The organism is Mangrovibacillus cuniculi (assembly GCF_015482585.1).
In the GTDB taxonomy this organism is placed as follows: Bacteria; Bacillota; Bacilli; order Bacillales; family R1DC41; genus Mangrovibacillus; species Mangrovibacillus cuniculi.
The window spans coordinates 2,850,888-2,871,078 of the sequence record NZ_CP049742.1; the positions used below are offsets into that span (position 1 = coordinate 2,850,888).

At 40.5% G+C, this 20,191-nt stretch carries 35 protein-coding genes; all 35 read left to right on the plus strand.

Translation table 11 applies throughout. The annotated features are described in order from the left end of the window. Positions 1-31 precede the first annotated feature (31 nt). The 35 genes from rplB to G8O30_RS14570 all read left to right on the plus strand — a co-directional run bounded on the left by rplB (position 32) and on the right by G8O30_RS14570 (position 20,181). Positions 32-862: a 50S ribosomal protein L2 gene (gene rplB, locus G8O30_RS14400; RefSeq protein ID WP_239672718.1), complete on the plus strand. Its 831-nt coding sequence runs from the start codon at positions 32-34 to the stop codon at positions 860-862. A 60-nt stretch (positions 863-922) separates the two neighbouring features. Next, positions 923-1,201 (plus strand): 30S ribosomal protein S19, encoded by a 279-nt coding sequence (rpsS, locus tag G8O30_RS14405; protein ID WP_239672719.1) that lies wholly within the window; start codon positions 923-925, stop codon positions 1,199-1,201. Between the two features lie 19 nt (positions 1,202-1,220). Further along, positions 1,221-1,562: a 50S ribosomal protein L22 gene (gene rplV / locus G8O30_RS14410; protein WP_239672720.1), complete on the plus strand. Its 342-nt coding sequence runs from the start codon at positions 1,221-1,223 to the stop codon at positions 1,560-1,562. A 3-nt stretch (positions 1,563-1,565) separates the two neighbouring features. Beyond that, entirely contained in the window at positions 1,566-2,222 is a 657-nt protein-coding gene (gene rpsC, locus G8O30_RS14415) for a 30S ribosomal protein S3 (RefSeq protein WP_239672721.1), read from the plus strand. 2 nt (positions 2,223-2,224) lie between these two features. Further along, the gene (rplP, locus tag G8O30_RS14420) at positions 2,225-2,659 is read left to right on the plus strand and encodes a 50S ribosomal protein L16 (RefSeq protein WP_239672722.1); all 435 of its coding nucleotides are present in this window, start codon (positions 2,225-2,227) and stop codon (positions 2,657-2,659) included. Next, positions 2,649-2,852, plus strand: coding sequence for a 50S ribosomal protein L29 (gene rpmC / locus G8O30_RS14425; protein ID WP_239672723.1), 204 nt, complete (start codon positions 2,649-2,651; stop codon positions 2,850-2,852). The genes rplP and rpmC overlap by 11 nt, the downstream gene beginning before the upstream one ends. A gap of 19 nt (positions 2,853-2,871) precedes the next feature. Further along, on the plus strand, positions 2,872-3,135 hold the full coding sequence (gene rpsQ, locus G8O30_RS14430; RefSeq protein WP_239672724.1) for a 30S ribosomal protein S17: 264 nt from the start codon (positions 2,872-2,874) through the stop codon (positions 3,133-3,135). 46 nt (positions 3,136-3,181) lie between these two features. Continuing rightward, entirely contained in the window at positions 3,182-3,550 is a 369-nt protein-coding gene (rplN, locus tag G8O30_RS14435) for a 50S ribosomal protein L14 (RefSeq protein ID WP_239672725.1), read from the plus strand. A gap of 36 nt (positions 3,551-3,586) precedes the next feature. Then, the gene (gene rplX, locus G8O30_RS14440) at positions 3,587-3,898 is read left to right on the plus strand and encodes a 50S ribosomal protein L24 (protein ID WP_239672726.1); all 312 of its coding nucleotides are present in this window, start codon (positions 3,587-3,589) and stop codon (positions 3,896-3,898) included. A gap of 25 nt (positions 3,899-3,923) precedes the next feature. Then, complete coding sequence (gene rplE / locus G8O30_RS14445; RefSeq protein ID WP_239672727.1) at positions 3,924-4,463, plus strand: 50S ribosomal protein L5; 540 nt, start codon at positions 3,924-3,926, stop codon at positions 4,461-4,463. Positions 4,464-4,487: 24 nt separating this feature from the next. Then, on the plus strand, positions 4,488-4,673 hold the full coding sequence (locus G8O30_RS14450; protein WP_239672728.1) for a type Z 30S ribosomal protein S14: 186 nt from the start codon (positions 4,488-4,490) through the stop codon (positions 4,671-4,673). 30 nt (positions 4,674-4,703) lie between these two features. Next, entirely contained in the window at positions 4,704-5,102 is a 399-nt protein-coding gene (gene rpsH, locus G8O30_RS14455; protein ID WP_239672729.1) for a 30S ribosomal protein S8, read from the plus strand. A 32-nt stretch (positions 5,103-5,134) separates the two neighbouring features. Further along, positions 5,135-5,671, plus strand: coding sequence for a 50S ribosomal protein L6 (gene rplF, locus G8O30_RS14460; RefSeq protein WP_239672730.1), 537 nt, complete (start codon positions 5,135-5,137; stop codon positions 5,669-5,671). 35 nt (positions 5,672-5,706) lie between these two features. Next, positions 5,707-6,069 (plus strand): 50S ribosomal protein L18, encoded by a 363-nt coding sequence (gene rplR / locus G8O30_RS14465; RefSeq protein ID WP_239672731.1) that lies wholly within the window; start codon positions 5,707-5,709, stop codon positions 6,067-6,069. Between the two features lie 19 nt (positions 6,070-6,088). Then, positions 6,089-6,589: a 30S ribosomal protein S5 gene (gene rpsE, locus G8O30_RS14470; protein WP_239672732.1), complete on the plus strand. Its 501-nt coding sequence runs from the start codon at positions 6,089-6,091 to the stop codon at positions 6,587-6,589. A gap of 13 nt (positions 6,590-6,602) precedes the next feature. Then, positions 6,603-6,782, plus strand: a complete 180-nt coding sequence (gene rpmD, locus G8O30_RS14475; protein WP_239672733.1) for a 50S ribosomal protein L30 — start codon at positions 6,603-6,605, stop codon at positions 6,780-6,782. Between the two features lie 32 nt (positions 6,783-6,814). Next, the gene (gene rplO / locus G8O30_RS14480) at positions 6,815-7,255 is read left to right on the plus strand and encodes a 50S ribosomal protein L15 (RefSeq protein ID WP_239672734.1); all 441 of its coding nucleotides are present in this window, start codon (positions 6,815-6,817) and stop codon (positions 7,253-7,255) included. Then, positions 7,255-8,547: a preprotein translocase subunit SecY gene (secY, locus tag G8O30_RS14485; RefSeq protein ID WP_239672735.1), complete on the plus strand. Its 1,293-nt coding sequence runs from the start codon at positions 7,255-7,257 to the stop codon at positions 8,545-8,547. Before rplO ends, secY begins: the two co-directional genes overlap by 1 nt. A 65-nt stretch (positions 8,548-8,612) precedes the next feature. Further along, positions 8,613-9,266 (plus strand): adenylate kinase, encoded by a 654-nt coding sequence (locus tag G8O30_RS14490; protein ID WP_239672736.1) that lies wholly within the window; start codon positions 8,613-8,615, stop codon positions 9,264-9,266. After that, the gene (gene map, locus G8O30_RS14495) at positions 9,263-10,009 is read left to right on the plus strand and encodes a type I methionyl aminopeptidase (protein WP_239672737.1); all 747 of its coding nucleotides are present in this window, start codon (positions 9,263-9,265) and stop codon (positions 10,007-10,009) included. The genes G8O30_RS14490 and map overlap by 4 nt, the downstream gene beginning before the upstream one ends. Before the next feature lie 141 nt (positions 10,010-10,150). Further along, the gene (infA, locus tag G8O30_RS14500) at positions 10,151-10,369 is read left to right on the plus strand and encodes a translation initiation factor IF-1 (protein WP_239672738.1); all 219 of its coding nucleotides are present in this window, start codon (positions 10,151-10,153) and stop codon (positions 10,367-10,369) included. A 36-nt stretch (positions 10,370-10,405) separates the two neighbouring features. Beyond that, positions 10,406-10,519 (plus strand): 50S ribosomal protein L36, encoded by a 114-nt coding sequence (rpmJ, locus tag G8O30_RS14505; RefSeq protein WP_000868344.1) that lies wholly within the window; start codon positions 10,406-10,408, stop codon positions 10,517-10,519. 24 nt (positions 10,520-10,543) lie between these two features. Beyond that, on the plus strand, positions 10,544-10,909 hold the full coding sequence (gene rpsM / locus G8O30_RS14510) for a 30S ribosomal protein S13 (protein WP_239672739.1): 366 nt from the start codon (positions 10,544-10,546) through the stop codon (positions 10,907-10,909). Between the two features lie 25 nt (positions 10,910-10,934). Beyond that, positions 10,935-11,324, plus strand: a complete 390-nt coding sequence (gene rpsK, locus G8O30_RS14515; RefSeq protein ID WP_239672740.1) for a 30S ribosomal protein S11 — start codon at positions 10,935-10,937, stop codon at positions 11,322-11,324. 172 nt (positions 11,325-11,496) lie between these two features. Next, positions 11,497-12,441 carry a DNA-directed RNA polymerase subunit alpha gene (locus G8O30_RS14520; protein ID WP_239672741.1) on the plus strand — a complete coding sequence of 315 codons (945 nt, stop codon included), beginning with the start codon at positions 11,497-11,499 and terminating at the stop codon, positions 12,439-12,441. 49 nt (positions 12,442-12,490) lie between these two features. After that, a complete protein-coding gene (rplQ, locus tag G8O30_RS14525; protein ID WP_239672742.1) occupies positions 12,491-12,853 on the plus strand; it encodes a 50S ribosomal protein L17 in 363 nt (120 codons plus the stop codon). Between the two features lie 347 nt (positions 12,854-13,200). Beyond that, positions 13,201-14,031, plus strand: a complete 831-nt coding sequence (locus tag G8O30_RS14530) for an energy-coupling factor ABC transporter ATP-binding protein (RefSeq protein WP_239672743.1) — start codon at positions 13,201-13,203, stop codon at positions 14,029-14,031. Continuing rightward, complete coding sequence (locus G8O30_RS14535; protein ID WP_239672744.1) at positions 14,016-14,882, plus strand: energy-coupling factor ABC transporter ATP-binding protein; 867 nt, start codon at positions 14,016-14,018, stop codon at positions 14,880-14,882. The genes G8O30_RS14530 and G8O30_RS14535 overlap by 16 nt, the downstream gene beginning before the upstream one ends. Beyond that, entirely contained in the window at positions 14,879-15,682 is an 804-nt protein-coding gene (locus tag G8O30_RS14540) for an energy-coupling factor transporter transmembrane component T family protein (protein WP_239672745.1), read from the plus strand. Before G8O30_RS14535 ends, G8O30_RS14540 begins: the two co-directional genes overlap by 4 nt. Beyond that, positions 15,679-16,419, plus strand: coding sequence for a tRNA pseudouridine(38-40) synthase TruA (gene truA, locus G8O30_RS14545; protein WP_239672746.1), 741 nt, complete (start codon positions 15,679-15,681; stop codon positions 16,417-16,419). The genes G8O30_RS14540 and truA overlap by 4 nt, the downstream gene beginning before the upstream one ends. Before the next feature lie 180 nt (positions 16,420-16,599). After that, the gene (gene rplM, locus G8O30_RS14550) at positions 16,600-17,037 is read left to right on the plus strand and encodes a 50S ribosomal protein L13 (RefSeq protein ID WP_239672747.1); all 438 of its coding nucleotides are present in this window, start codon (positions 16,600-16,602) and stop codon (positions 17,035-17,037) included. Positions 17,038-17,056: 19 nt separating this feature from the next. Next, positions 17,057-17,449 carry a 30S ribosomal protein S9 gene (rpsI, locus tag G8O30_RS14555; RefSeq protein WP_239672748.1) on the plus strand — a complete coding sequence of 131 codons (393 nt, stop codon included), beginning with the start codon at positions 17,057-17,059 and terminating at the stop codon, positions 17,447-17,449. Positions 17,450-17,800: 351 nt separating this feature from the next. Then, positions 17,801-18,247, plus strand: a complete 447-nt coding sequence (locus tag G8O30_RS14560; protein ID WP_239672749.1) for a DUF2521 family protein — start codon at positions 17,801-17,803, stop codon at positions 18,245-18,247. Positions 18,248-18,309: 62 nt separating this feature from the next. Continuing rightward, the gene (cwlD, locus tag G8O30_RS14565; RefSeq protein WP_239672750.1) at positions 18,310-19,026 is read left to right on the plus strand and encodes an N-acetylmuramoyl-L-alanine amidase CwlD; all 717 of its coding nucleotides are present in this window, start codon (positions 18,310-18,312) and stop codon (positions 19,024-19,026) included. Positions 19,027-19,128: 102 nt separating this feature from the next. Continuing rightward, entirely contained in the window at positions 19,129-20,181 is a 1,053-nt protein-coding gene (locus tag G8O30_RS14570; protein WP_239672751.1) for an Mrp/NBP35 family ATP-binding protein, read from the plus strand. Positions 20,182-20,191: the final 10 nt, after the last annotated feature.

Genomic DNA, 20,191 nt, shown 5'->3' on the forward strand with positions numbered 1-20,191 from the left:
CACTTTAAAATAAGAAGAGGAGGGAAAACACATGGCGATTAAAAAGTATAAACCAACCACAAACGGCCGTCGTAATATGACGACTTCTGATTTTGCGGAAATCACTACTGATAAGCCGGAAAAATCATTGCTTGCTCCATTAAAGAACAAAGCAGGCCGTAACAACCAAGGTAAAATTACTGTTCGTCATCAAGGTGGTGGCCACAAGCGTCAATACCGTATCATTGATTTCAAACGAAACAAAGATGGTATACCAGGACGCGTTGCTACAATCGAGTATGATCCAAACCGTTCCGCTAACATCGCGTTAGTTAACTACGCTGACGGTGAAAAGCGTTACATCTTAGCTCCAAAAACATTAACTGTAGGACAAGAGGTTATGTCTGGTCCTGACGCGGATATCAAAGTAGGTAATGCTTTACCACTTACAAACATCCCTGTAGGTACAGTTATTCACAACATCGAATTAAAACCAGGTAAGGGTGGACAATTAGTACGTTCTGCTGGTACTTCTGCACAAGTACTAGGTAAAGAAGGTAAATACGTACTAGTTCGTTTAAACTCTGGTGAAGTTCGTATGATTCTTGCTACTTGCCGCGCGACTGTAGGTCAAGTAGGTAACGAGCAACATGAACTTATCAACATTGGTAAAGCAGGTCGTTCTCGTTGGTTAGGTAAACGCCCAACTGTACGTGGATCTGTAATGAACCCTAACGACCATCCACACGGTGGTGGTGAAGGACGTTCACCAATCGGACGTAAGTCACCTATGTCTCCTTGGGGTAAACCAACTCTTGGATACAAAACTCGTAAGAAGAAAAATAAGTCCGATAAATTTATCGTACGTCGTCGTAAAAAATAACGTGATTGAACTACGGTTCTCCAGAAGAGCCGTAGCGCAAACACGAAGGGAGGTACCACAATGGGTCGTAGCTTAAAAAAAGGACCATTTGTCGATGATCATCTTATGGTTAAAGTAGAGAAAATGAATGAGGCAAGCAAGAAACAAGTTATCAAAACTTGGTCTCGCCGTTCTACAATTTTCCCTAATTTCATCGGTCATACAATTGCGGTATACGATGGACGCAAACACGTTCCTGTATACGTAACAGAAGACATGGTAGGTCACAAGCTTGGTGAATTCGCACCAACACGTGCATATAGAGGCCATGGTGCAGACGATAAGAAAACAAGACGTTAATTGAGAGGAGGGCATCCTGATGCAAGCAAAAGCTGTTGCAAGAACAGTACGTATTGCTCCTCGTAAAGCACGACTAGTAGCTGATCTTATTCGAGGTAAGCAAGTAGGTGAGGCAGTTGCGATTTTAAAACATACGCCTAAAGCTGCTTCTCTAATCGTAGAGAAAGTGTTATTATCTGCTGTTGCGAACGCAGAGCATAACTACGAAATGGATATTAATAACCTAGTTGTGACTGAGGCATTCGTAAACGAAGGTCCAACACTTAAACGTTTCCGTCCACGTGCTATGGGACGCGCAAGCGCAATCAACAAACGCACTAGCCACATTACTGTAGTGGTATCAGAAAAGAAGGAGGGATAATCCGTGGGTCAAAAAGTACATCCAATAGGACTACGCGTTGGCGTTATTCGTGACTGGGAATCAAAATGGTTCGCTGGAAAAGATTATGCAGATCTATTACACGAAGACTTAAAAATTCGTGAGTATATTGCAAAACGCTTAAACGACGCGTCTGTATCAAAAGTAGAAATCGAACGCGCTGCTAACCGTGTTAACATCACTATCCACACTGCTAAACCAGGTATGGTTATCGGTAAAGGTGGTACGGAAGTGGAAGCTTTACGTAAAGCTCTTAACGCGTTAACTAGCAAACGAGTTCACATCAATATCGTTGAAATCAAACGCGCTGATGTTGATGCAAAATTAGTAGCTGAGAACATTGCTCGTCAATTAGAAAACCGTGTTTCATTCCGTCGTGCTCAAAAGCAGACAATTCAACGTGCAATGCGCGCTGGAGCAAAAGGAATTAAAACAATGGTATCTGGTCGTCTAGGCGGAGCAGATATTGCTCGTTCTGAGTCTTACTCTGAAGGAACTGTACCACTTCATACTCTTCGTGCTGACATCGATTATGCACATGCTGAAGCTGATACTACTTATGGAAAGCTTGGCGTTAAAGTATGGATCTATCGTGGTGAAGTCCTTCCAACTAAGAAGAAAACCGAGGAAGGAGGAAACTAATCATGTTATTACCTAAACGCGTGAAGTACCGTCGCGAACACCGCGGAAAGATGCGTGGACGTGCGAAAGGCGGAACTGAAGTTTCTTTCGGTGAATTTGGTCTACAATCACTTGAGGCATCTTGGATCACAAACCGTCAAATCGAGTCTGCTCGTATTGCGATGACACGTTACATGAAACGTGGCGGTAAAGTTTGGATTAAGATTTTCCCTCATAAGCCATATACAGCAAAACCTCTAGAAGTACGTATGGGATCCGGTAAAGGAGCTCCAGAAGGATGGGTAGCTGTTGTTAAACCTGGAAAGATCATGTTCGAAGTTGCTGGCGTTTCTGAAGAGATCGCTCGTGAAGCTCTTCGCCTTGCATCACACAAACTTCCTGTTAAATGTAAGTTTGTAAAACGTGAAGAAATTGGTGGTGAATCAAATGAAAGCTAATGATATTCGTGAACTTACCACTGCTGAAATCGAACAAAAGGTAAAATCTCTTAAAGAAGAATTATTCAACTTACGCTTCCAATTAGCGACTGGTCAGCTTGAAAACACTGCTCGTATTCGTGAAGTGCGCAAAGCGATCGCTCGTATGAAAACTGTGATTCGTGAAAGAGAGATTGGAGTAAACAACCGATAATTGAGAGGAGGTTTGCACAATGAGTGAACGTAACCAACGTAAAGTTTACACTGGCCGTGTTGTATCCGACAAAATGGATAAAACAGTAACGGTTATGGTTGAAACTTACAAAAGACACTCACTTTACGGCAAACGTGTAAAGTACTCTAAGAAGTTCAAAGCTCATGATGAGCAAAACACTGCGAAGATCGGTGATGTAGTACGCATCATGGAAACTCGCCCACTATCTGCAACAAAACGTTTCCGTTTAGTTGAAGTAGTTGAAAAAGCAGTAATTATCTAATGATAAAAGTCTGGATATACGCTTATTCCGGAAGGAGGTAACGTAGATGATTCAACAGGAATCTCGCTTAAAAGTAGCTGATAATTCTGGTGCTCGTGAAGTTCTTACGATTAAAGTTCTAGGTGGATCTGGCCGTAAAACTGCCAACATCGGTGACATTATCGTATGTACTGTAAAACAAGCAACACCAGGTGGCGTTGTTAAAAAAGGTGATGTAGTTCGTGCTGTTGTAGTACGCACAAAGAGTGGCGCACGTCGTACAGACGGAACATACATCAAGTTCGATGAGAACGCATGTGTCATCATCAAAGACGATAAGAGCCCACGTGGAACTCGTATCTTCGGCCCAGTTGCTCGTGAATTACGTGAAAACAACTTCATGAAGATCGTTTCTCTAGCTCCAGAAGTTCTTTAATATAATTGACTGTGCAACCAAGGAGGTGCGAACGAAATGCATGTAAAAAAAGGTGATAAAGTCATGGTTATCACAGGAAAAGACAAAGGTAAAACTGGTACAGTTTTAGCTGCTTTCCCTAAAAAAGACCGTGTACTTGTTGAAGGTGTAAATGTTGTTAAAAAGCACTCCAAGCCTTCTCAGCTTAATCCACAAGGTGGAATTCTTACTCAAGAGGCAGCAATTCATGTTTCTAATGTAATGGTAATCGATCCAAAGACAAACGAACCAACTCGCGTAGGGTATAAAGTCGAGGACGGTAAAAAGGTTCGTGTAGCAAAAAAATCAGGTGAAATTCTAGATAAATAGTTAATTGTGAAGGGAGGTACCTTAAATGAACCGCCTAAAAGAAAAGTTCAATAAAGAGATTAGTCCTGCATTAGTAACTAAATTCGGTTATGAATCAGTTATGCAGGTTCCAAAAATCGATAAAATCGTTATCAACATGGGTATTGGTGACGCTGTACAAAACGCAAAAGCTCTTGATGTAGCAGTGGAAGAATTAGCACAGATCGCTGGTCAAAAACCACTAGTAACTCGTGCGAAAAAATCTATCGCTGGTTTCCGTCTTCGTGAAGGTATGCCTATCGGAGCGAAAGTTACACTTCGTGGCGAGCGTATGTACGAATTCCTAGACAAATTAGTAACAGTATCTTTACCACGTGTACGTGACTTCCGCGGGGTTTCTAAGAAATCTTTCGACGGTCGTGGAAACTACACATTAGGTGTAAAAGAGCAGCTGATCTTCCCTGAGATCGACTACGATAAAGTATCTAAAGTTCGTGGTATGGACATCGTTATTGTTACAACTGCTAACACTGATGAAGAAGCTCGTGAACTATTAACTCAAATCGGAATGCCGTTCCAAAAGTAATCGATCATAAAGGGAGGCGAAATCGTGGCTAAAAAATCAATGATTGCAAAGCAAAAGCGCACTCCAAAGTTTAATGTACAAGCGTACACTCGTTGTGAGCGTTGCGGACGTCCACATTCAGTACTACGTAAATTTAAGCTTTGCCGTATTTGTTTCCGCGAATTAGCGTACAAGGGTCAAATCCCTGGCGTAAAGAAAGCAAGCTGGTAATATCCCACACTCGGGAAGGAGGTAAATTCAATGGTTATGACAGATCCAATTGCAGATATGCTTACTCGTATTCGTAATGCGAACATGGTACGTCATGAGAAGCTAGAAATTCCGGCTTCTAATATTAAAAAAGAAATCGCTGAAATCCTTAAGCGTGAAGGTTTCGTTCGCGATGTTGAGTACGTTGAAGATAACAAACAAGGTATCATCCGTATTTTCATGAAGTACGGTGTGAACAACGAACGTGTAATCACTGGATTAAAACGTATTTCTAAACCAGGTCTTCGTGTTTATGCGAAATCTGATGAAGTACCTCGCGTACTTAACGGTTTAGGAGTAGCACTTGTGTCTACTTCACAAGGTGTTTTAACTGATAAAGAAGCTCGCGCTAAGCAAGTTGGCGGAGAAGTTCTAGCATACGTTTGGTAATAATTTAAGAAAAGAACGGAGGTGCAAAACTCATGTCTCGTGTAGGTAAAAAACTAATTGAGATCCCTGCTGGCGTTTCTATCGTTCAAGAAGGATCTACAGTAACAGTAAAAGGCCCTAAAGGCGAACTAACTCGTACTTTTAATCCAGACATCACAGTAACAGTTGAAGAGAACATCATCACTGTTGCTCGTCCGTCTGATGCGAAAGAACACCGTGCTTTACACGGTACTACTCGTGCTCTTTTATCAAACATGGTTGAAGGTGTATCTAAAGGTTTTGAACGTGGATTAGAACTTATTGGTGTCGGTTACCGTGCACAAAAACAAGGTACTAAACTAATTCTTAACGTTGGATATTCTCATCCAGTAGAAATCGAGCCTGAAGCAGGTATCGAAGTAGAAGTTCCAGCTAATACGAAAATCATCGTAAAAGGAACTGACAAAGAGCGCGTTGGTGCTCTTGCTGCAAACATCCGTGACGTTCGTCCACCAGAGCCTTATAAAGGTAAAGGTATCCGTTACGAAGGCGAATTCGTTTGTCGTAAAGAAGGTAAAACAGGTAAGTAACGCCGCCTAGGCAGTCAGAAAGGAGTGACTAACCAATGATTACGAAGCAAGATAAGAACAAAGTTCGTAAAAAGAGACACGCACGTGTACGTTCTAAATTATTTGGAACTGCTACTCGTCCACGTCTAAACGTATTCCGTTCAAACAAATACATCTACGCTCAACTTATCGATGATGTTAATGGTGTTACCCTTGCTAGCGCTTCTTCTTTCGAGAAGGATTTCGGTCTAGAAAGCACTGGAAACCTTGAAGCTGCTACTAAAGTAGGTCAACTAATTGCAACTCGTGCTGTTGAAAAAGGATTAAGCGGTGTTGTATTCGATCGTGGAGGTTACTTATACCACGGACGTATTAAAGCATTAGCTGAAGCTGCTCGTGAAAACGGCTTACAATTCTAATTAAAAAGGAGGGAAAAGTATGCGTCGCATCGATCCAAACAAACTAGAACTTGAAGAACGCGTAGTTACCGTCAACCGTGTTGCGAAGGTTGTTAAAGGTGGTCGTCGTTTCCGTTTCTCTGCTCTTGTAGTAGTTGGTGACAAGAATGGTCACGTAGGATTCGGTACTGGTAAAGCTCAAGAGGTACCTGAAGCAATCCGTAAAGCTATTGAAGATGCAAAGAAAAACTTAATCGAAGTACCAGTTGTTGGTACAACAATTCCTCATGAAGTAGTAGGCCGCTTTGGAGCAGGTCAAATTCTTCTTAAGAATGCTTCTGAGGGTACAGGAGTTATCGCTGGAGGTCCAGTACGTGCGGTACTTGAGTTAGGTGGAGTATCTGATATTCTATCTAAATCTCTTGGTACAAACACACCAATCAACATGGTACGCGCTACTATCGAAGGCTTAAAACAACTAAAACGTGCTGAGGATGTTGCTAAATTACGTGGCAAATCAGTAGAAGAACTGTTAGGTTAAGGGAGGGATAACGATGGCTAAATTAGAAATCACCCTTACTCGCAGTCTGATCGGTCGTCCAGAGAAACAACGTAAGACGGTTGAAGCTCTTGGTCTTCGTAAGCTTCACCAAACTGTTGCTTTAGAAGATAATGCTTCTACTCGTGGAATGATCAACAAGGTATCACACCTTGTATCAGTAAAAGAGCAATAAGATATCACTACTAATCAAGGAGGTGCCGAGTTATGAAACTTCATGAGTTAAAGCCTGCAGTAGGTTCTCGTAAAGAACGTAACCGCGTTGGTCGTGGTATCGGTTCTGGTAACGGTAAGACTGCTGGTAAAGGTCATAAAGGTCAAAATGCGCGTTCTGGCGGCGGTGTACGTCTTGGATTCGAGGGTGGTCAAACACCTTTATTCCAACGTCTACCTAAGCGTGGATTCACTAACATCAACCGTAAAGAGTACGCAGTAGTAAACCTAGACACACTTAATCGCTTTGAAGATGGTACAGAAGTAACACCTATGCTTCTTATTGAAACAGGTGTTGTAAGCAAAGAGTTATCTGGAATTAAGATCCTTGCAAAAGGTTCTATTTCTAAAAAGCTAACTGTTAAAGCTCACAAGTTCTCTGCTGCTGCTAAAGAAGCTATTGAAGCTGCTGGCGGTTCTGTTGAGGTGATCTAATGTTTCAGACTATCTCCAACTTTATGCGCGTGGGTGAAATAAGAAACAAGATTATCTTCACCCTTCTTATGTTAATCGTATTCCGAATTGGTGCATTCATTCCTGTTCCAAATGTAAATGCTGAAGTTCTTCAGATGCAAGATCAAGCTTCCTTATTTGGTTTCTTGAATACGTTTGGAGGAGGAGCGCTGTTTAACTTCTCTATCTTTGCTATGGGAATCATGCCATATATCACTGCATCTATCATTGTGCAGTTGTTACAAATGGATGTAGTACCAAAGTTTACAGAGTGGGCTAAGCAAGGTGAAGTTGGTCGACGTAAACTAGCTCAGTTTACTAGATACTTCACAATTGTTCTTGGATTTATTCAAGCGTTAGGTATGTCCTATGGATTTAACCAAATGGCTGGTGGATTGTTAATAACAGAAACTGGCATTAGTAATTACCTTTTAATTGCGTTAGTATTAACTGCTGGTACAGCTTTTCTAATGTGGTTAGGGGAACAGATTACAGCTAAGGGTGTTGGAAACGGTATTTCTATCATTATCTTAGGTGGAATTATTGCTGCTATTCCTACTACGATTAACCAAATATATGCACAGCAAATTGAGGGTGCCGGAGATCGATTATTCCTAAATATCGTTATCTTAGCTCTTATCGCTTTAGCTGTCTTAGCGATTATAGTTGGAGTAATCTTTATTCAACAGGCATTACGTAAAATACCTGTGCAGTACGCTAAACGTCAATCTGCTCAAGGAAATGGTGGTTTGCAAACTGCTCATTTACCGTTAAAAGTAAATGCTGCTGGAGTTATCCCGGTAATCTTTGCGATTTCCTTCATTATAACTCCTCAAACTATTGCATCATTCTTTGATCAAAATAGTGTTACACAAACAATCATCGAAATCTTTGATTATACAAAGCCGGTAGGTGCACTTATTTATGTAGCATTAATTGTTGCGTTTACGTATTTCTATGCCTTCATTCAGGTTAATCCTGAACAAATGGCAGAAAATCTGAAGAAGCAAGGTGGATATGTTCCAGGGATTCGTCCAGGAAAGAATACTCAAGATTATTTAACAAGTGTTTTATACCGTTTAACGTTTGTTGGAGCAATCTTCCTTTCGGTAATTTCTATATTACCGGTATTCTTTATCAACTTTGCAGGTCTTCCGCAATCAGCCCAAATTGGTGGTACTAGTTTACTAATCGTTGTTGGTGTTGCCCTTGAGACAATGAAGCAACTTGAAGCTCAACTAGTGAAGCGCCATTATAAAGGCTTTATTAAATAACATCACTTTAGGAACAGATATCTGTTCCTAAAATGATGTAACCAAGAGAACGAGGGGGTCTTTGAGTGAACCTAGTGTTAATGGGGCTACCAGGAGCAGGAAAAGGAACTCAAGCAGAGCGCATCGTTGAAAAGTACGGTATCCCTCACATCTCAACTGGTGACATGTTCCGTGCTGCAATGAAAAACGAAACAGCGCTAGGGCTAAAAGCGAAATCGTTTATGGACCAAGGTGCATTAGTGCCTGACGACGTAACGATTGGCATTGTACGTGAAAGACTTTCTCAAGAAGATTGCCAAAATGGTTTTCTACTAGATGGTTTCCCTCGTACGGTTGCTCAAGCGGAAGCTTTAGAAAATATGCTTTCTGAGTTAGGGAAAAAAATCGACTATGTTTTAAACATCAGTGTTGACCGATCTATTCTAAAAGATCGATTAACAGGACGTCGAATTTGTAAAGACTGTGGCGCAACTTATCATCTAATCTTCAATCCACCAGCTCAAGAAGGAGTTTGTGACCGTTGTGGAGGCGAGTTATATCAACGCGCTGATGATAATGAAGAAACAGTTGAAAACCGCTTGGAAGTAAATATTAAACAAACTCAACCATTACTTGATTTCTATGAGGATAAAGGGTACCTTCGTACTTTTGATGGCCAAAAAGAAATTTCAGAAGTGTTTGAGGATATTGATGGACTACTGAAGGGCTTGCGTGCATGATCATTTGTAAAACCCCTCGTGAGATCTCCATCATGAGAGAAGCAGGTCGGATCGTTGCTTTGACTCATATAGAGTTGAAGAAACATATTGTTCCTGGAATCTCGACAAGAGAACTAGATACAATTGCCGAGCAATACATCTCACAACATGGTGCAAAACCATCATTTAAAGGGTATAATGGTTTCCGGGGTAGTATTTGTACATCTGTTAACGAACAGGTTGTACATGGAATACCTGGGGATTACCGTTTACGTGAGGGTGATATTATAAGCATCGATATCGGTGCCTATTATAATGGCTACCATGGAGATTCTGCCTGGACCTATCCTGTTGGGAATATAGATGAACAATCGCAGCAACTCTTAGATGTGACTGAGCGATCTCTTTATAAAGGGATAGAGCAAGCCGCAGCTGGTGTCCGTCTGTCGAACATCTCCCATGCTATTCAAACTTATGTGGAGAATGAAGGGTTTTCGATTGTTCGTGAGTATGTCGGTCATGGGATCGGTCATCACTTACACGAAGCCCCACAAATACCACATTACGGGCCTCCGGATAAAGGGCCATTGTTAAAGCCGGGTATGGTGCTTGCTATCGAACCTATGGTTAATGCAGGTAACCGTAAAGTACAGACAGTATCTGATCGTTGGACCGTTGTTACAATGGATGGTAATCGAAGTGCACACTTTGAACATACTGTTGCAATCACGGAAGACGGTTATGAAATATTGACACTATGTTAATAATGAAAAGTATTGTCTGAAACTTATATATTTGCAGGTAGCAGTATCTACAAGGAAAACTGGCAGCGTTTAGTCGCTTATTGTTCAGCAATAACTAGTTTTCGGTTGGTTCCAATTGAAGTGAAGAAGGGAGAAAGCAAAATGGCTAAAGAAGATGTAATTGAAATTGAAGGTACAGTTCTAGAAACTTTGCCAAACGCTATGTTTAAGGTAGAATTAGAAAATGGTCATACGGTGTTAGCACACGTATCCGGTAAAATTCGCATGCACTTCATCCGCATTTTACCTGGAGATAAAGTAACGGTTGAACTCTCACCGTACGATTTAACACGCGGACGCATTACGTATCGATATAAATAAATCGGCACTCCGTATTACTAAGGAGGTAATTACAAGATGAAAGTGAGACCATCTGTTAAGCCGATCTGCGAGAAATGTAAAGTAATTCGCAGACGCGGTAAAGTTATGGTTATTTGCGAAAACCCAAAACATAAACAAAAACAAGGTTAATATTGAAGGAGGTGCGCAATTAAAATGGCACGTATCGCAGGTGTGGATATTCCACGTGACAAACGTATTGTAATTTCTTTAACGTACATCTTTGGTATTGGTAGCAACACTGCTAAGAAAGTTTTAGCTGAAGCAGGTGTTTCTGAAAATACTCGTGTACGCGACCTTACAGAAGATGAGTTAGGTAAAATTCGTGACATCGTTGACCGCTTAAAAGTTGAAGGAGATCTTCGTCGTGAAGTTTCTTTAAACATCAAGCGCCTTATGGAAATCGGTTCTTACCGTGGTCTTCGTCATCGTCGTGGTTTACCAGTTCGTGGACAAAACACGAAAAACAACGCTCGTACTCGTAAAGGCCCTCGTAAGACTGTAGCTAACAAGAAAAAATAATCGGTAAAGGAGGTTCTCTCTTACTATGGCACGTAAAACAAATACACGTAAACGTCGTGTGAAAAAGAATATTGAAGCAGGTGTAGCTCACATCCGTTCTACATTCAACAACACGATCGTTACAATCACAGATACTCATGGTAATGCGATCGCTTGGTCTAGTGCAGGAGCACTTGGATTCAAAGGATCTCGTAAATCTACTCCATTCGCAGCGCAAATGGCAGCAGAAACTGCAGCAAAAGTTTCTCAAGAGCATGGTCTAAAAACTCTTGAAGTTACTGTTAAAGGTCCTGGAGCTGGACGTGAAGCAGCAATTCGTGCTCTTCAAGCAGCAGGTCTAGAAGTAACAGCAATCCGTGACGTTACACCAGTACCTCACAACGGTTGCCGCCCACCAAAACGTCGTCGTGTTTAATTTTTCTGTATAGAATTCATATCCTTGTCTATAATGGGTATGATAAGAGTTTTCGTTCTTTACAGATTGAGAAGAGAAACGTAGTTTGTACTTCGGGAACGTAAACATGGGGAATTTCGAACTTACTAAAGTAAGAGTCGAGATTTCGACGTTTAAAGGAGGGTAAATTCTAATGATCGAAATTGAAAAGCCAAAGATTGAAACCGTTGAGATTAGCGATGATGCTAAGTACGGAAAGTTTGTCGTAGAACCCCTGGAGCGTGGATATGGTACTACTTTAGGTAACTCCTTACGTCGTATCCTATTATCTTCATTACCAGGAGCTGCGGTTACATCCATTCAAATTGATGGCGTACAGCATGAATTCTCAACCATTGAAGGCGTCGTTGAAGATGTAACTACTATCATCTTAAACGTAAAAAAATTAGCATTAAAAATTTACTCCGATGAAGAAAAGACGCTTGAAATTGATGTTCAGGGTGATGGAACTGTTACTGCTGCTGATATTAATCACGATAGTGACGTAGAAGTACTAAACCCAGATCTTCAACTTGCAACATTATCTAATAAAGGTCACCTTCGCATGCGTATGACAGCTCGTCGTGGACGTGGTTATACTCCTGCAGACCATAATAAGCGTGACGATCTACCAATTGGTGTTATTCCAATTGATTCGATCTACACACCTGTTTCACGTGTTAACTACCAAGTAGAGAACACTCGTGTAGGACAATTGACAAACTTTGATAAGTTATCTCTTGATGTATGGACTGATGGAAGCATTGGACCAAAAGAAGCGATTGCGTTAGGATCTAAAATCCTTACGGAACACTTAAACATTTTTGTTGGTCTTACAGACGAAGCACAAAACGCTGAAATTATGGTTGAAAAAGAAGAGGATCAAAAAGAAAAAGTTCTAGAAATGACGATTGAAGAACTTGATCTATCTGTCCGTTCTTATAACTGCTTAAAGCGTGCAGGTATCAACACGGTACAAGAGCTGGCGAATAAGACCGAAGAAGATATGATGAAAGTGCGTAATTTAGGACGTAAATCACTAGAAGAAGTTAAAGCTAAATTAGATGAACTAGGATTAGGTCTTCGTAAAGACGACTGATAACTAGTCTATAGAATATGGATAACGACAACAAAGGAGGGAACTCTTCATGCCTTACAGAAAATTAGGACGCACTAGCTCTCAACGTAAAGCTTTACTACGCGATCTTACAACTGATCTAATCATCAGCGAGCGTATTGAAACTACTGAAGCACGTGCAAAAGAACTACGTTCAACAGTAGAGAAAATGATTACTCTTGGAAAGCGCGGAGACATTCATGCTCGCCGTCAAGCTGCTTCATACATCCGTAAAGAAGTTGCTAACGCTGAGACTGGTCAAGACGCTTTACAAAAATTATTCGCTGACGTTGCTCCTCGCTATGCAGAGCGCCAAGGTGGATACACTCGTATTATGAAATTGGGACCTCGTCGTGGAGACGGCGCGCCAATGGTAGTTATCGAGTTAGTATAATTTGTTATACTCCGGGCAGGGACAGTTCCTAATCGTAACTGCTTCCTGCCTTTTTGTTTATCGTACTATTTATAAGTACGCCTGGGACGCCCCGAAAGAGATAATTGACCGCAATTATCCCCCATTCGAGTGGATGGGTATGAAAAAGCAAATAAGAGTGTCATGATAAGGGTATGTAACTATGCTCTTGTCTAGCTCATGTACTTCTCCACCCTTTTTTAAGGTCTACTGAAAAGTAGTATAGCGGCGTTCGCTATGTTGGAGGAGTGCAGGCTTTTTTATTATGTGGAACTTTTTTAAAAATATGGAGCTTAGGTTAGAATGGTTAGTATAGTAACGAGGTGATAATGATGAAGCCTATCATAGAGTTGAATAATGTAACATTTAGATACCCACGTCAAACGGTAAATGCACTTAATGAAGTATCTTTTTCTATAATGAAGGGGTCTTGGACTGCTATCGTAGGTCACAATGGATCAGGTAAATCAACAATTGCAAGGCTATTAAATGGCCTACAGTTTCCTTTAAAGGGAGAGCTATTGATTGATTCTCTAGTTTCTAATGAGACTACTGTTTGGGATATCCGTAAGAAGATTGGTATGGTTTTTCAGCATCCAGATAATCAGTTTGTTGGGACAACAGTGGAAGATGATGTGGCTTTTGGATTAGAAAATAATGGGGTTCCTAGAGAAGAAATGATAGCTAGAGTACAAGAAGCCTTACATCAAGTTAGAATGACAGATTTTCTGCGTCAAGAGCCGCACCATCTGTCTGGTGGACAAAAACAAAGAGTTGCCATTGCATCAGTCTTGGCACTTCAACCAGATGTAATTATATTAGACGAGGCAACATCTATGTTAGATCCAATTGGTAGAGAAGAAGTAATTCAGACCATACAGCAAGTGCAGAAAAATAGTGGCATGACGGTAATATCCATTACGCATGATCTGGAAGAAGCGACGCAAGCTGATACCATCATTATGATGAATAAGGGAGAAGTATATAAAATAGGAACTCCTAGGGAAGTATTAACGAATGAAGTGGAATTGAAGAAGCTTGGATTAGATGTTCCGTTCTCGTTAAAATTACAAAAGGCTTTTGCAGAAAAAGGTTGGCAACTGGACAAGCCTGCACTTACAAGGGAAGAGTTGGTGGATGCTTTATGGACATTAGGATAAAGAATATAGACTATGTATACCAAAAAGGTTCTCCTTTCGAACGAAGAGCTCTGCACAATGTGTCTGTATCGGTTCCTAAAGGGAGTTATGCTGCCATTATAGGACATACCGGTTCTGGTAAGTCTACTTTGTTACAGCACTTAAACGGCCTTTTAATTCCATCTAGTGGTACTGTCTCTATAGGAGATACAACTATTAATCCTAAGACAAAAGAAAAGCATTTGAAACCGATTCGCCAACAAGTGGGGATTGTCTTTCAGTTTCCTGAGTATCAACTGTTTGAAGAAACGGTAGAAAAAGATATATGTTTTGGTCCTATTAACTTTGGATTGTCTGAAGAAGAAGCAAAGAAAAGAGCGGATTATTGGCTAAATAGAGTAGGCTTAGGGCAAGAAATAGCACAGAAGTCTCCTTTTGAGCTATCAGGAGGGCAAATGAGACGAGTTGCGATCGCTGGAGTGTTAGCCATGAACCCAGACGTTCTCGTTCTAGATGAGCCCATTGCTGGCTTAGATCCAAGAGGTAGACAAGAAATCATGGATCTATTTGAGGATATTCGAAATGAGCATGGTATTACAATTATTTTGGTAACTCATAGTATGGAGGATGCTGCTGAATATGCAGAGAATTTAGTTTTACTTAATAAAGGTGAAGTAGTGATGCAAGGGACTCCGAGAGAAGTATTCTCCCAAGCTGAGCAACTAGCCCCTATTGGTCTTAGTATCCCAGAAGTGGTAAGATTCCAAAAAGCGTGGGAGCAAAAAAGTGGGCTGTCTTTAAATAAGACGTGTTTAACTATCAAAGAATTGGTGGATGCTGTAACTAGTCAAAAAAGAGGTGAAGTACTATGAATAAAATGATCTTTGGAAGATATATTCCAACAGATTCATGGGTACATAGAGCAGATCCTCGGATGAAGCTGCTATTCGTATTCTTGTTCCTTTTTGTTGTTTTTTTAGCTAATAGTGTAACAACGTATGCAATATTATTGCTATTTACGCTATTTTTAATTAAAGAAACTAAATTCCCACTTTTATATGTGTTGCAAGGGTTAAAGCCACTCTATTTCATCATTATTTTTACTTTCTTGCTTCATATCTTCTTTACAAAAGAAGGACCTATATTAATAGATTTAAACTGGATTGCGATTCATACAGAGGCTTTAAGGCAAGGTATTTTTATCTCTATTCGCTTTTTATTACTCATTCTGGTTACGTCCTTATTAACGTTAACCACTGCACCTATTACAATTACCGATGGGCTAGAGTACTTACTCCACCCGTTAAAAAAGATACGCTTCCCAGTACATGAGGTGGCCTTAATGATGTCCATATCGTTACGTTTTATTCCTACGTTAATGGATGAAACAGAAAAAATTATTAAGGCACAGAAAGCAAGAGGTAGTGACTTCACCACTGGTACCCTTATTCAAAGAGTAAAAGCTCTAATCCCTTTATTAATTCCCTTATTCGTATCCGCATTTAAACGTGCAGAAGATTTAGCAACAGCAATGGAAGCAAGAGGATATAGAGGTGGAGAAGGACGTACTAAATATCGAGCCCTAACGTGGAGTAAGGTCGATACATTATCCATTTTAGCGCTGGGTGTACTAGCTATCTTGTTAGTTGGTGTAAGGAGTGTAGGATTGTGAGGCGCGTGAGATGCATTGTTCAATACGATGGAACGAACTTTGCTGGATATCAAGTACAGCCAGGTAAGCGTACTGTTCAACGTGAAATAGAACAAGCTTTAACAATGATTCATAAAGGGCAGGAGATCCGTATTGCTGCTTCTGGGAGAACAGATGCGGGAGTGCATGCCTTCGGACAAGTATTTCATTTTGATACGCCTTTATCTATTCCAGCTGAGAAATGGCCCATTGTAATTCAAACAAAGTTACCTAGTGATATCGTCATCACTAAGGCAGATTATGTACAAGAAGATTTTCACTCGCGCTTTTCGGTAAAGAGAAAAACATATTGCTATAAAATCTATACTGGTAATCATAAAACGCCATTTAAAAGAAATTACGCTTATTTCGAGCAGTACGATTTAGATATAAATAAAATGAAAAAAGCGGCTTCAAAATTTTTGGGTGTTCATGACTTTACTGCCTTTTGTTCTGCGAAGACAGAAATAGAGGATAAGGTGAGAGAGATCTACTCCATCTCTGTCGAGGAGCAGGAAGGTGACATATCTATTCAAATAACAGGAAATGGTTTTTTATACAATATGGTAAGAATTATGGTAGGAACATTATTAGAAATTGGTAGAGGTACACGACCAGTAACTAGTGTAGAAACCGCGCTACAATCACGTTTTCGCCAAGATGCTGGTAAAACTGCTCCTCCCCATGGGTTGTATTTATGGTCGGTTGATTATGAATAAAATAAAAAAAATAAGTAAGTCAACTCAACCAGGTGTACAATAGCTATTGACTTTTTTTCTAGATAATTATATCATGTCATATGGTATGTATTTAACCCCACGATGAGCCCCGGAAACTCTTTCGTGTTGAACAGATAAATACAAATGATTAAACTTATTTACTTTTAGGAGGTAAACGCAATGCGTACAACGTACATGGCGAAAGCTAATGAAATCGAGCGTAAATGGTACGTAGTTGATGCAGAAGGTAAAACGCTTGGTCGTCTTTCTTCAGAAGTTGCATCAATCTTACGTGGTAAACATAAACCAACTTTCACACCGAATGTTGACACTGGTGACTTCGTTATCATCATCAACGCTGAGAAAATCGAATTAACTGGTAAAAAATTAACAGACAAAATCTACTACCGTCATTCTCAATTCCCAGGTGGATTAAAGTCTCGTACAGCATTAGAAATGCGTACAAACTACTCAGAAAAAATGCTTGAACTAGCAATCAAAGGAATGCTTCCAAAAGGTTCTCTAGGTCGCCAAATGTTCAAAAAATTATTCGTATACGCTGGTGCAGAACATAATCACCAAGCACAAAAACCAGAAGCTTACGAGCTTCGCGGTTAATTAAGAGGAGGGCATAAAGATGGCACAAGTTCAATATATCGGAACAGGTCGTCGTAAAAGCTCTGTTGCACGTGTGCGCCTAGTTCCAGGTGAAGGCCGCATCACAATCAACGGACGCGACGTTGAAAACTACATTCCATTCGCAGCATTACGCGAAGTAATCAAACAACCATTAAACGTAACAGAAACTCTTGGCGCTTACGACGTACACGTAAACGTAAACGGTGGAGGTTACACTGGTCAAGCAGGAGCTATCCGTCACGGTATCGCTCGTGCATTACTACAAGTTGATCCTGAGTATCGTCCAGGCCTAAAACGTGCTGGTTTACTAACTCGTGACCCACGTATGAAAGAGCGTAAGAAATACGGTCTTAAAGGCGCTCGTCGTGCACCTCAGTTCTCAAAACGTTAATCTATATTATCGTTATGCAAAAAACCCGCCATTTATGGTGGGTTTTTTTGGTATGTGAAGAAATCCAAGACTAATGTCGGGTAAAGCGACCAACTTATCGGAGAAGCGACCGAAAAGAAGAGAAAGCGACCAACTTATCGTAGAAGCGACCGAAAAGAAGAGAAAGCGACCAACTTATCGTAGAAGCGACCGAAGTGGAGGGAAAAGCGACCAACTTTATGAAGAAGCGACCGAAATAAAGGGAAAAGCGACCAACTCTAAAAACTTCCACATACACCAAACAAAGTCCCATTTATTGTATGACAAGGTTTACCCTAACTTGCCCACACTAAGGGTAAGGAGGGAGCAACATTGACAGTCATTACATCCTTTACTGCTAAAAGAAGAGAGAAGCAATGGAAATGGGAAAGAACAATTCTTAAGGAAATAACATTAAATCATATACATGAAAGTGTAATGAATCACTTTGGCTCAGTGAAAGTTATGGGAGGTAAGCCTCTCCAAGAGAGTGTTGTGGAAGGTTGTTACGATGTAGCGATTGAAGCTTACCTGCTTGGGGCACAATTTAGTCACCTTTTACACAAAGGGGAAAGACAGGATGCGATAGAGAAAAAAAGCATTTCTACACGCAAGCATATTACAGATACACTTTATAACTTCTGGTTGTACTGGGCGAAAATAGGGGATCATGGGGGAATGGATGAATCGATTTACTTTGTATGTGAACCCTTTGTTGACCACTGGTATAAAGAGGGTGTTGATAAAGGTACTAGACGCTTAAAACTTCGATTACGATAAAATCTTACTTCTAAAACCTGTCCTAACTCCATATAGTTTATGGAGAAAAAGGAGGGACAGGCATGATAGGATTTAATCGAAAATGGGTCCTGCTCATTATCGGAGTGGGCGTCATTTTTTTTATTTTGCAATTTCAGTTTGATAAAAATAACACGTTTAATGGCCTACAATTACCTCTGTCTGGGAAAATTATTTATTTAGATCCAGGTCACGGTGGGGTAGATGGTGGTGCAGGTAAAGTGGGTGCTTTAGAGAAGGATATTGCTTTAGAGGTTAGCCTTAAGCTAAGAGATTACCTTCAGGAGCAAGGTGCATTAGTTATATTAACAAGAGAACATGATACTGACCTTGCTGATGTAGATACAAAAGGATACTCGAGAAGAAAAGTAGAAGACTTAAAAGAGCGTGTAAAACGCATAAATGAATCGGAAGCGGATATGTTTTTAAGTATCCATTTAAATTCTATACCTTCTGCTAAATGGTCCGGAGCTCAAGCTTTCTTTTCTCCGCATATGAAGGAAAGTGAGGCAGTATCAAAAGCCATTCAGTATCATTTAAAAGGCCAACTAGAAAATACAACTAGAGACGCAAAAGCAGTTAGTAACATATTTATTTTAAAGAACACGACAAAACCGGGTGCCTTGATTGAAATTGGTTTCTTATCCAACCCTGCAGAGAGAGAGCTTTTGGTGCAAGATAAATACCAGGATAGAATTGCTGCAACTATCTATGCAGGAGTGATGGAGTACTATCAACCTAACTCAGCATCTTTAAAGTAAAGAATAGCCCCTTTTTGTATTATAAAGCCAGAATAGTCGGATTCTTTTCTTGCATGTGCTATAATGGAAATGAAAACGAATACAAACAAGGGGCGGGTACATATGATTACGGAACAAATTATTCGTGAAAAAGTCGGAGCATTAGAAGATCCGTTCTTACATAAACCATTAAGTGAAACAAACGGCATAGAGTCCGTAAGTATTAAAGAAGAGAAGAACCATGTTAGTGTAAAAGTGAGGATAGCCAAAACGGGCACTCCTGAACAAATGGCTCTTCAGCAAAAAGTGGTTCAAGTGGTCAAAGATGCAGGTGCTAATACAGTAGGCATTAGATTTGAGGATCTTTCTCCAGAGGAATTAGAATCGTTCCGTTTACAAGGAGGCCAAACTGGTGCAGGGCTATTATCTCCTTTAAGTAAAACGACGTTTGTGGCAATAGCAAGTGGTAAGGGTGGCGTAGGTAAATCTACCGTTTCTGTAAACCTTGCTGTTGCTCTTGCTAGAGAAGGTAAAAAAGTGGGGCTAGTGGATGCTGACATATATGGGTTTAGTGTACCTGATATGATGGGGATTACAAAACGTCCAGTCGTACGTGGTGACCGCATTATTCCTGTGGAAAGACAAGGGGTAAAAGTGATCTCCATGGGCTTCTTCGTAGAGGATAACGCGCCGGTTATTTGGAGAGGACCAATGTTAGGAAAGATGTTGAATCAGTTTTTTGAAGAAGTAGAGTGGGGAGAATTAGACTACTTACTACTTGACCTACCACCAGGGACAGGAGACGTTGCACTTGATTTGCATTCTATGCTTCCTGCTAGTAAAGAAATAATTGTTACTACTCCTCATCCAACTGCGGCGTTTGTAGCTGCAAGAGCTGGTGCAATGGCTCTACAAACAGATCATGAAATTATTGGTGTTGTAGAAAACATGGCTTATTATGAAAGTAAGAAGACAGGGGAAAAAGAATTTGTCTTTGGTCAAGGTGGGGGTCCTAAATTAGCTGATGAACTTCAAACAGAGCTTTTAGGTCAAATTCCATTGGGACAACCTGACTGGAACGAAGAAGATTTTGCACCTTCTGTATATGGACAAGATCATCCTACAGGAAAAATTTATACGGAAATTGCTAAAAAAGTAATTAACCATACCAACTAAAAAAACCTCC

Coding starts and splice junctions, on each gene's coding strand:
- rpsI (WP_239672748.1), top strand. CDS start 17,057: ATGGCACAAGTTCAATATATCGGAACAGGTCGTCGTAAAAGCTCTGTT.
- rplV (WP_239672720.1), top strand. CDS start 1,221: ATGCAAGCAAAAGCTGTTGCAAGAACAGTACGTATTGCTCCTCGTAAA.
- rplQ (WP_239672742.1), top strand. CDS start 12,491: ATGCCTTACAGAAAATTAGGACGCACTAGCTCTCAACGTAAAGCTTTA.
- G8O30_RS14570 (WP_239672751.1), top strand. CDS start 19,129: ATGATTACGGAACAAATTATTCGTGAAAAAGTCGGAGCATTAGAAGAT.
- rplR (WP_239672731.1), top strand. CDS start 5,707: ATGATTACGAAGCAAGATAAGAACAAAGTTCGTAAAAAGAGACACGCA.
- G8O30_RS14540 (WP_239672745.1), top strand. CDS start 14,879: ATGAATAAAATGATCTTTGGAAGATATATTCCAACAGATTCATGGGTA.
- map (WP_239672737.1), top strand. CDS start 9,263: ATGATCATTTGTAAAACCCCTCGTGAGATCTCCATCATGAGAGAAGCA.
- rplO (WP_239672734.1), top strand. CDS start 6,815: ATGAAACTTCATGAGTTAAAGCCTGCAGTAGGTTCTCGTAAAGAACGT.
- infA (WP_239672738.1), top strand. CDS start 10,151: ATGGCTAAAGAAGATGTAATTGAAATTGAAGGTACAGTTCTAGAAACT.
- G8O30_RS14520 (WP_239672741.1), top strand. CDS start 11,497: ATGATCGAAATTGAAAAGCCAAAGATTGAAACCGTTGAGATTAGCGAT.
- rplB (WP_239672718.1), top strand. CDS start 32: ATGGCGATTAAAAAGTATAAACCAACCACAAACGGCCGTCGTAATATG.
- rpsM (WP_239672739.1), top strand. CDS start 10,544: ATGGCACGTATCGCAGGTGTGGATATTCCACGTGACAAACGTATTGTA.
- rpsQ (WP_239672724.1), top strand. CDS start 2,872: ATGAGTGAACGTAACCAACGTAAAGTTTACACTGGCCGTGTTGTATCC.
- rplX (WP_239672726.1), top strand. CDS start 3,587: ATGCATGTAAAAAAAGGTGATAAAGTCATGGTTATCACAGGAAAAGAC.
- rplM (WP_239672747.1), top strand. CDS start 16,600: ATGCGTACAACGTACATGGCGAAAGCTAATGAAATCGAGCGTAAATGG.
- rpmJ (WP_000868344.1), top strand. CDS start 10,406: ATGAAAGTGAGACCATCTGTTAAGCCGATCTGCGAGAAATGTAAAGTA.
- rpsH (WP_239672729.1), top strand. CDS start 4,704: ATGGTTATGACAGATCCAATTGCAGATATGCTTACTCGTATTCGTAAT.
- rpmD (WP_239672733.1), top strand. CDS start 6,603: ATGGCTAAATTAGAAATCACCCTTACTCGCAGTCTGATCGGTCGTCCA.
- rplN (WP_239672725.1), top strand. CDS start 3,182: ATGATTCAACAGGAATCTCGCTTAAAAGTAGCTGATAATTCTGGTGCT.
- G8O30_RS14530 (WP_239672743.1), top strand. CDS start 13,201: ATGATGAAGCCTATCATAGAGTTGAATAATGTAACATTTAGATACCCA.
- rpmC (WP_239672723.1), top strand. CDS start 2,649: ATGAAAGCTAATGATATTCGTGAACTTACCACTGCTGAAATCGAACAA.
- rpsE (WP_239672732.1), top strand. CDS start 6,089: ATGCGTCGCATCGATCCAAACAAACTAGAACTTGAAGAACGCGTAGTT.
- rplF (WP_239672730.1), top strand. CDS start 5,135: ATGTCTCGTGTAGGTAAAAAACTAATTGAGATCCCTGCTGGCGTTTCT.
- rpsS (WP_239672719.1), top strand. CDS start 923: ATGGGTCGTAGCTTAAAAAAAGGACCATTTGTCGATGATCATCTTATG.
- rplP (WP_239672722.1), top strand. CDS start 2,225: ATGTTATTACCTAAACGCGTGAAGTACCGTCGCGAACACCGCGGAAAG.
- G8O30_RS14535 (WP_239672744.1), top strand. CDS start 14,016: ATGGACATTAGGATAAAGAATATAGACTATGTATACCAAAAAGGTTCT.
- secY (WP_239672735.1), top strand. CDS start 7,255: ATGTTTCAGACTATCTCCAACTTTATGCGCGTGGGTGAAATAAGAAAC.
- rplE (WP_239672727.1), top strand. CDS start 3,924: ATGAACCGCCTAAAAGAAAAGTTCAATAAAGAGATTAGTCCTGCATTA.
- cwlD (WP_239672750.1), top strand. CDS start 18,310: ATGATAGGATTTAATCGAAAATGGGTCCTGCTCATTATCGGAGTGGGC.
- rpsK (WP_239672740.1), top strand. CDS start 10,935: ATGGCACGTAAAACAAATACACGTAAACGTCGTGTGAAAAAGAATATT.